This window comes from Gordonia sp. UBA7599 (assembly GCA_002477755.1).
GTDB lineage: Bacteria > Actinomycetota > Actinomycetes > Mycobacteriales > Mycobacteriaceae > Gordonia.
Genome location: DLKD01000033.1, coordinates 57,600 through 64,212, shown reverse-complemented (window position 1 = coordinate 64,212; position 6,613 = coordinate 57,600). Strand labels below are relative to the sequence as shown.

Sequence of the window (6,613 nt, the reverse complement as noted above, 5' to 3'; positions counted from 1 at the left end):
ACGGCGACGTGCAGTCCGACACCGTCGCCCAGGGTTACGGCTCGCTGGGCCTGATGACCTCGGTGCTGCTGACCCCGGACGGCCGGACCTGTGAGGCCGAGGCTGCGCACGGCACCGTGACCCGCCACTACCGCCAGCACCAGCAGGGCAAGCCGACGTCGACCAACCCGATCGCATCGATCTTCGCCTGGACCCGCGGCCTCGACCATCGCGGCAAGCTCGACAACACCCCCGAGGTGCGCGAGTTCGCCGAGAAGCTCGAGGACGTCGTCGTCAAGACCGTCGAGTCGGGGAAGATGACCAAGGACCTCGCTCTGCTCGTCGGCAGCGACCAGGCCTACCAGACCACCGAGGAGTTCCTTGCGACCCTCGACGAGAACCTGGCGAAGGCACTCAAGGCCTGACTCGCGGCACCGGCTACCGTGGCCGGGTGAGCTTTTCGGTGACGACGGTCAACGTCAACGGCATCCGCGCTGCGGTCAAAGAGCGCTCGGAGACCAACCTCGGGCTGCTGCCGTGGTTGGCCGAGTTGGACTCGCAAGCCGTTGCGCTGCAAGAGATCCGGGCTACCGAGGAGCAGGCGCGCGAGGCATTGGTGCCGGCTCTCGATGACGGATGGCATCTGGCGATGTCGGAGTCGACGGTGAAGGGCCACGCCGGCGTCGGTGTGCTCACCCGGACGGAGCCGACCGCGGTGCGCGCCGGCTTCGGCAGCGAGGAGTTCGACACTCTCGGGCGCTACCTGGAGGTCGACGTGGAGTCGGCGTTCGGCGAGATCACCGTCGCGAGCCTGTACCTACCCAAGGGGGCGGTCGACCCGGCGCACACGTCGACGGCCACCGAGACCGATGCCCGCAAGTTCGACGAGAAGAAGCGCTTCCTTGTCGAGTTCGGGGAGTACCTGCGGTCGAAACCGGGGGGCGGCCACACCGTCGTCGGCGGTGACTGGAACATCGCGCCCGCGGAGAACGACCTCAAGGCGTTCAAGACGAACAAGCGAAGCCCCGGGTTCCAGCCGCACGAGCGCGAGTGGGTGGCGGGCCTGCTCGACTGTGGATGGGTCGACGTCACGCGCGAGCTGACCGGCGATGTTCCAGGTCCGTATACGTGGTGGTCGTGGCGGGGAAAATCCTTCGACAACGACGCCGGCTGGCGCATCGACTACCACCTCGTCACGCCGGAACTTGCCGCGCGGGCGGCGAAGTCCTACGTCCATCGCGCGCAGGCCTACGACCTGCGGTGGTCGGACCACAGCGCGGTCACGACCGTTTTCAGCTGACGAGCACCCGTCTGAAAGACTGTGAGTCATGAGTGACGACGAGCGCCACGTAAGGGTTCTGTCGGGCATCCAGCCCACGAGCGACTCCTTCCACCTCGGCAACTACCTCGGGGCCGTCAAGCAGTGGGTCGAGCTGCAGGGGCAATTCGACGACGCCTTCTACTTCATCCCGGACATGCACGCGATCACCGTGCCGACCGATCCGGAGAAGTTGCGCGAGCGCACTCGATTGTCCGTGGCGCAGCTGTTGGCGCTCGGCGTCGACCCGTCGCGCTCGACGATCTACGTACAGTCGCACATCCCCGAGATCGCCCAGCTCACCTGGGTGCTCTCGTGCCTCACCGGCTTCGGTGAGGCCAACCGGATGACACAGTTCAAGGACAAGTCGGCCAAGCAGGGAACCGAGTCGGCCGGCGTCGGGCTGTTCACCTATCCGATCCTCATGGCGGCCGACATCCTGGCCTTCCAGGTTGACGAGGTCCCCGTGGGTGAGGACCAGCGCCAGCACCTCGAACTGACCCGAGACCTCGCGAGCCGGTTCAACGCGCGCTACGGCCAGACGTTCACCGTGCCGCGCCCGCACATCGTCAAGGAGTTCGCCAAGATCTACGACCTGCAGAACCCGACGGCCAAGATGAGCAAGTCCGCCGATTCCGACGCTGGGCTGATCAACCTGCTCGACGATCCGAAGCGTTCGGCGAAGAAGATCAAATCCGCGGTCACCGACAGCGACTCAGTCGTCGCCTTCGACCGCGACGCCAAGCCGGGGGTGTCCAACCTGCTCACGATCCAGTCCGCGCTGACCGGGCGCTCGATCGATGAGCTCGTCACCTCGTACGAGGGCAAGCAGTACGGGCACCTCAAGGTCGACACCGCCGACGTGCTGACCGACTTCGTGACCCCGTTGCGCGGGAAGGTCGACGAGTTGCTCGCCGATCCCGCCCACCTGGACGGGATTCTCGCCGACGGTGCGGCCAAGGCGCGAGCGGTCGCCTCACCCACGCTGCGCGACGTCTACGACAAGGTCGGGTTCCTGGCGCCCTCGGCGTCGTAGGATCTGCGACGATAAGGCCATGCCTTCGATGCCTGTGGGGATCGCGATCGTCGTCGATCCCATCGTCGCGTTCGTCAAGGCCATCATTGACCGCGTTTCCGCGCTGATCACGGCGATCACCGACGGGATCAAGGCAGCTCGGGAACGATTCCCGTTTCTCGACCGCGTCATGTCGACGTTGGAGCGCCACGACGAGCACTACGGTGGCGCGTTCGCCGCGGCGATGAGCTTCCGGACGGTGATGGCCTTGGTGCCGGTGTTGATGGTCGCGTTCGCCATCGCCGGCTTCATCCTCTCGCGCCAGCCCGAACTACTCGACACCATGCGCCAGACGATCATCGATGCCGTCCCCGGAGATCTCGGTGACACGTTGGCCAAGGCGATGGACTCGGCGGTGCGCTCGCGCTCGACAGTGGGCGTGGTCGGCTTGCTCTTCGCCGCGCTGACCGGGATCAACTGGATGTCGGGTGCCCGGCAGGCGATGACGGCGATCTGGGGTGGCAACGTCGACCGCAATCCGGTCCTGTCGAAGGTCTTCGACCTGGGTCAGTTCGTCCTGCTCGGGCTGTGGTTCGTTGTAGCGCTGGTGATGAGTGCGGCGGGATCGACGACGCTGGCCGACCTCGTCATGGTGTGGCTCAACCTGGATTGGTCACCGGTAGCGGTCGACATGTTCCAGGTGGTCGCGCCGATCGTCTCGATCCTCATCACCTGGCCGCTGATGACCGTGATCCTCGCGAAGGTTCCGCTGGTCAACCTCCCGCTGCGCAACGCCTGGAAGGCGGGGCTGCTCACCGCAATCGCCTTTGAGGTCCTCAAGTCGGCGGCCGGGATGATCATCGCGTCGACGAGCCGTGGGCCCGCCGGCGCGGCGTTCGGCTCGATCATCACGGTGATGATGTTCATCAACATCGTGGCCCGCATTCTCTTCTACATGACGGCCTGGTGTGCCACCGACCCGGTCAATACGAGTTACCTCCTCGATCAGGAGGACACGGTCACGAGTGACTCCGACGAGGAGGCTACCGGCGAACAGACTGCCGACGAAAGCAGTGTCGACGGGGAGAGTGCCGACGGGGAGAGTGCCGACGGGGAGGGTGCCGAGGGGGAGAACGCTGACGGCGAGAGCGCCGACGCGAAGGCCGGGAAGGCCTGAGTTACGGCCGTCGCGCGAGCACCCGGATGCCGAGATAGCCCAGCGCGCAGACGGTGATCGCCCACAACAGTCCGAGTACAAAGGTGTTGTCGAAGATCCCCGACGAGTCGTCGGCGGGAGCCTCGGGAGCCGGGCCCGCGACGGGGCGTTCTGCCGCGTTCGTCGTGGTGGTCGACTCGCCGGACTTGTCGTCGCCGGTCGCGTTCAGGGTGCCGATCGAAGCACCTGCCGGCGCACGACCGCCCCAGGCGAGGAGGTCCTTGGCCTGCGTCCAATACGACGAGGTTTCCACGGAGAGCCCGTACATCTGGACGATCAGCACGTCGCGGCCACCGACGTGGGCGGCGCCGACAAAGGTCTTCAGCGCGTCGTCGGTGTACCCGGTCTTGCCGCCGAGCATGCCGGGGAACCCCTCGGCGAGCAGGTTGTTGGACGTGAACATGTCGTAGGCCGGGTGGTCGGGATCGTGCGGGATCTCCGGGCGGGGCGGATAGCCGGGAAAGCGGTACTGACGCTTGCCGATGATCTCCCGGAACGTCTCGTTGCGCATCGCGGCACGGAAGATGACGGCCAGGTCGTAGGCCGACGTCGACATGCCGGGGGCATCGAGGCCCGACGGTGAGGCGGCGCGCGTGTCGAGCGCACCGAGATCTTTGGCGCGGGCGTTCATCTTTGCCAGCGTCTTATCGACGCCGCCGAGTTCGCGGGCGATGACCATCGCGCAGTCGTTGCCCGACGCCATGAGCAGGCCGGTCACCATGTCGCGGTTGGTGTAGTGGCCTCGGGGCCCGGTCCCGCACGAGTCGCCTTCGGTCTCGTACTCCTCGCGGTGCACCGTGACCGGAGCGGTCAAGTCCAACTCGTCGAGCGCGACCAGCGCCAGCAGCACCTTGATCGTCGACGCGGGTCGGTAGCGGCCGTGCGGGTCTTTGGCGGCGAGGATCTCGCCGGTTCCCATGTCGGCGACCAACCATGCCGCCGAGGTCAGTTTGTGCGGCGGCGCGCCCATCCCGTCGGCGACGACCACTCCGCAGGCTGCCAGCTTGGCACCGCCGATCGGCGGCTCGGGTACGGGCAGGGGAGCAGGGGCGACCTGTCCGGGTTTGGGCACCTCGGAGGTGTCCACCGCCGGAGGGGTCTTCGTCTGATGCGGGCAATGGTCGGTGGCCGGGGTCGTCGGTGCGACGTAGGGGTTGAACCCGGGCGGGTTTGCCAGCGCCGTCGTCGCGCCTACCAGCACTCCCGCGGCCAACAGGACGGACATGGCGGCCACGCGGGGGAGAAGCACGCCTCACACTAGCAAGACGCGACGACGACGGCGGGCCGGGTCAGTGGGACATCGGTGGCGTCATCATGCCTGACATGGGATGAGTCATGGTGCCTGACATGGGAGGAGTCATGGTGCCCGACATGGGCGGTGCCATGGTGCCCGACATTGGCGGGGTCATCGTTCCCGACATGGGTGCCGGCGTCATCATCGTCGTCGACGGCTTTTCGGACTTCGTGTTGTCGCAGCCGGTGAGCAGCAGCGCGCCGGCAGCGGTGACAGCCAGTGCGACGCCGGCCAACATGCGGGGACGGGTGGTGGTGGTGCTCGACATGGGTCCTCCAAAACAGGGTGATGGGAACAGCGGATTGTGTTCCTCGCTGGCGATTCGGCGCCGAGCCGGGTAAGGATTGGTCGGTCGCGAGAAAACCCATCCAGACGGCGGGCCGCGGCGAATGCTGGATATGGGGACAAGTGGTCCGGGGACGACGGAGCTGAGGATGGATGTGGCCACCGACGCGATGCTGACCGCGGTCGGCAGTGGGGACCGGGCTGCTTACGCCGACCTGTTCGACACGCTCGGTCCGCAGAGCTACGCACTGGCCGTGCGCGTGGTGCGCAGCGCGGCACGGGCAGAGGAGGTCGTGCAGGAGGCATGGTTGCAGGTCTGGCGCGATGCGGCCCGGTTCGATCCGGCACGCGGGAGTGCCGCCGCATGGATCATGACGCTCACGCGGCGCCGCGCGGTGGACGCGGTTCGCCACGACCAAGCCGCCACCAATCGAGATGTGGTCTACCAGGCGCGCGAAATCCCCGACTACGACCGGGTCAGTGAGACGGTCGTGGCCGCCGACGAGTCGCGCCAGGTCCGGGCATGTCTGGACGGACTGTCGGACCTGCAGCGCGAGGCAATCGATCTCGCGTACTACGGCGGGCTGACCTATGCACAGGTCGCTGACTCGCTCGCGGCCAACCCGGCGACGGTGAAAACGCGGATCCGCGACGGGTTGCGCGCCCTTCGGGCCTGTTTGGGAGGTGCGTGAGATGGCGACCGTTAAGCATGACGAGTTCGACGGCGTGCCGGAACTGTACGTACTGGATGCGCTGCCACAGCACGAGCGGGCCGGATTCGAGCGGCACCTGGACTCGTGCGAGCAGTGCCGGGCCGATGTCGACGCGTTCCGGTCAACCGTTGAGGCAATGGGCGGCCCGGGTACGACGATGCCGCCGGGCCTTCGCGCTGCGGTGCTTGCCGCCGTCGACGAGGAGGCGTCGAGGGTGATCCGGTTGAATCGGCGCCGGAGGGTGATGTGGTTGGCTGCCGCCTGCGCGATGGTCGTCGCATTGGCCGCCGGTTTCTCCGTCTGGCGTTCCGCCAATCCCACGCCGGCGCCCAACATCGCGCAATCGGCGGTGGTGAGCTCGGTGATGTCTGCCCCCGACATGACGAAGGCCTCCGCGTCGATGATCAACGGGACCGTGGCGGCGATGTATGCGCCGTCGCAGCGCGCCACCGTCGTCGCGACCACCGATCTGCCGCCGATCGCGCCGGACATGATGTACCAGGTGTGGATCACCGTAGGCGGCACGGTGAAGAGCGCCGGAATGGTGCCGGGCGGGCAGGCCGACAAGTCGATGGTGGTGATGACGGATATGGAGCGCCCGACGATGGTCGGGCTATCGGTGGAACCGGCGGCAGGATCGGCGCAGCCGACGTCACCGATGGTGGTCCGGTTCCCGATCACCTGATCAGCCGACGCCGGCTGCCAAGACGCCACCAATCCGCGACCGTCGCGGCGCCGAATGACCGGTGACGCGCGGAGCAAGCCGATTCTCCGCCCGAGGAACCGTGGAGGA

General features: G+C 67.0%; 8 protein-coding genes. 7 read left to right on the top strand and 1 reads right to left on the bottom strand.

The window, feature by feature from the left end:
• The 4 genes from B4L26_RS03780 to B4L26_RS03765 all read left to right on the top strand — a co-directional run.
• The coding region (locus B4L26_RS03780) for an isocitrate/isopropylmalate family dehydrogenase (RefSeq protein WP_290716012.1) at positions 1–404 on the top strand (404 nt) is incomplete at its 5' end.
• A 26-nt stretch (positions 405–430) separates the two neighbouring features.
• Positions 431–1,279, top strand: a complete 849-nt coding sequence (locus B4L26_RS03775; RefSeq protein WP_290716010.1) for an exodeoxyribonuclease III — start codon at positions 431–433, stop codon at positions 1,277–1,279.
• 28 nt (positions 1,280–1,307) lie between these two features.
• Positions 1,308–2,333 carry a tryptophan--tRNA ligase gene (gene trpS / locus B4L26_RS03770; protein WP_290716008.1) on the top strand — a complete coding sequence of 342 codons (1,026 nt, stop codon included), beginning with the start codon at positions 1,308–1,310 and terminating at the stop codon, positions 2,331–2,333.
• Between the two features lie 19 nt (positions 2,334–2,352).
• Positions 2,353–3,489 (top strand): YihY/virulence factor BrkB family protein, encoded by a 1,137-nt coding sequence (locus B4L26_RS03765; protein ID WP_290716006.1) that lies wholly within the window; start codon positions 2,353–2,355, stop codon positions 3,487–3,489.
• 1 nt (position 3,490) lies between these two features.
• Here B4L26_RS03765 and B4L26_RS03760 read toward each other — a convergent pair whose 3' ends face one another.
• Positions 3,491–4,777 carry a D-alanyl-D-alanine carboxypeptidase family protein gene (locus tag B4L26_RS03760; protein WP_290716005.1) on the bottom strand — a complete coding sequence of 429 codons (1,287 nt, stop codon included), beginning with the start codon at positions 4,775–4,777 and terminating at the stop codon, positions 3,491–3,493.
• Positions 4,778–4,875: 98 nt separating this feature from the next.
• Between B4L26_RS03760 and B4L26_RS03755 the strand changes: the two genes are divergently transcribed.
• From B4L26_RS03755 to B4L26_RS03745, 3 genes are all read left to right on the top strand, one after another.
• Entirely contained in the window at positions 4,876–5,163 is a 288-nt protein-coding gene (locus tag B4L26_RS03755) for a hypothetical protein (protein WP_290716003.1), read from the top strand.
• Between the two features lie 93 nt (positions 5,164–5,256).
• Positions 5,257–5,799 (top strand): sigma-70 family RNA polymerase sigma factor, encoded by a 543-nt coding sequence (locus B4L26_RS03750; RefSeq protein ID WP_290716001.1) that lies wholly within the window; start codon positions 5,257–5,259, stop codon positions 5,797–5,799.
• Position 5,800: 1 nt separating this feature from the next.
• Positions 5,801–6,505: an anti-sigma factor gene (locus B4L26_RS03745; protein WP_290715999.1), complete on the top strand. Its 705-nt coding sequence runs from the start codon at positions 5,801–5,803 to the stop codon at positions 6,503–6,505.
• Positions 6,506–6,613: the final 108 nt, after the last annotated feature.

Excerpts from the sequence above, each read along its gene's own strand:
- trpS (WP_290716008.1), top strand. The coding sequence starts at position 1,308 with ATGAGTGACGACGAGCGCCACGTAAGGGTTCTGTCGGGCATCCAGCCC.
- B4L26_RS03765 (WP_290716006.1), top strand. The coding sequence starts at position 2,353 with ATGCCTTCGATGCCTGTGGGGATCGCGATCGTCGTCGATCCCATCGTC.
- B4L26_RS03755 (WP_290716003.1), top strand. The coding sequence starts at position 4,876 with ATGGGAGGAGTCATGGTGCCCGACATGGGCGGTGCCATGGTGCCCGAC.
- B4L26_RS03750 (WP_290716001.1), top strand. The coding sequence starts at position 5,257 with ATGGATGTGGCCACCGACGCGATGCTGACCGCGGTCGGCAGTGGGGAC.
- B4L26_RS03745 (WP_290715999.1), top strand. The coding sequence starts at position 5,801 with ATGGCGACCGTTAAGCATGACGAGTTCGACGGCGTGCCGGAACTGTAC.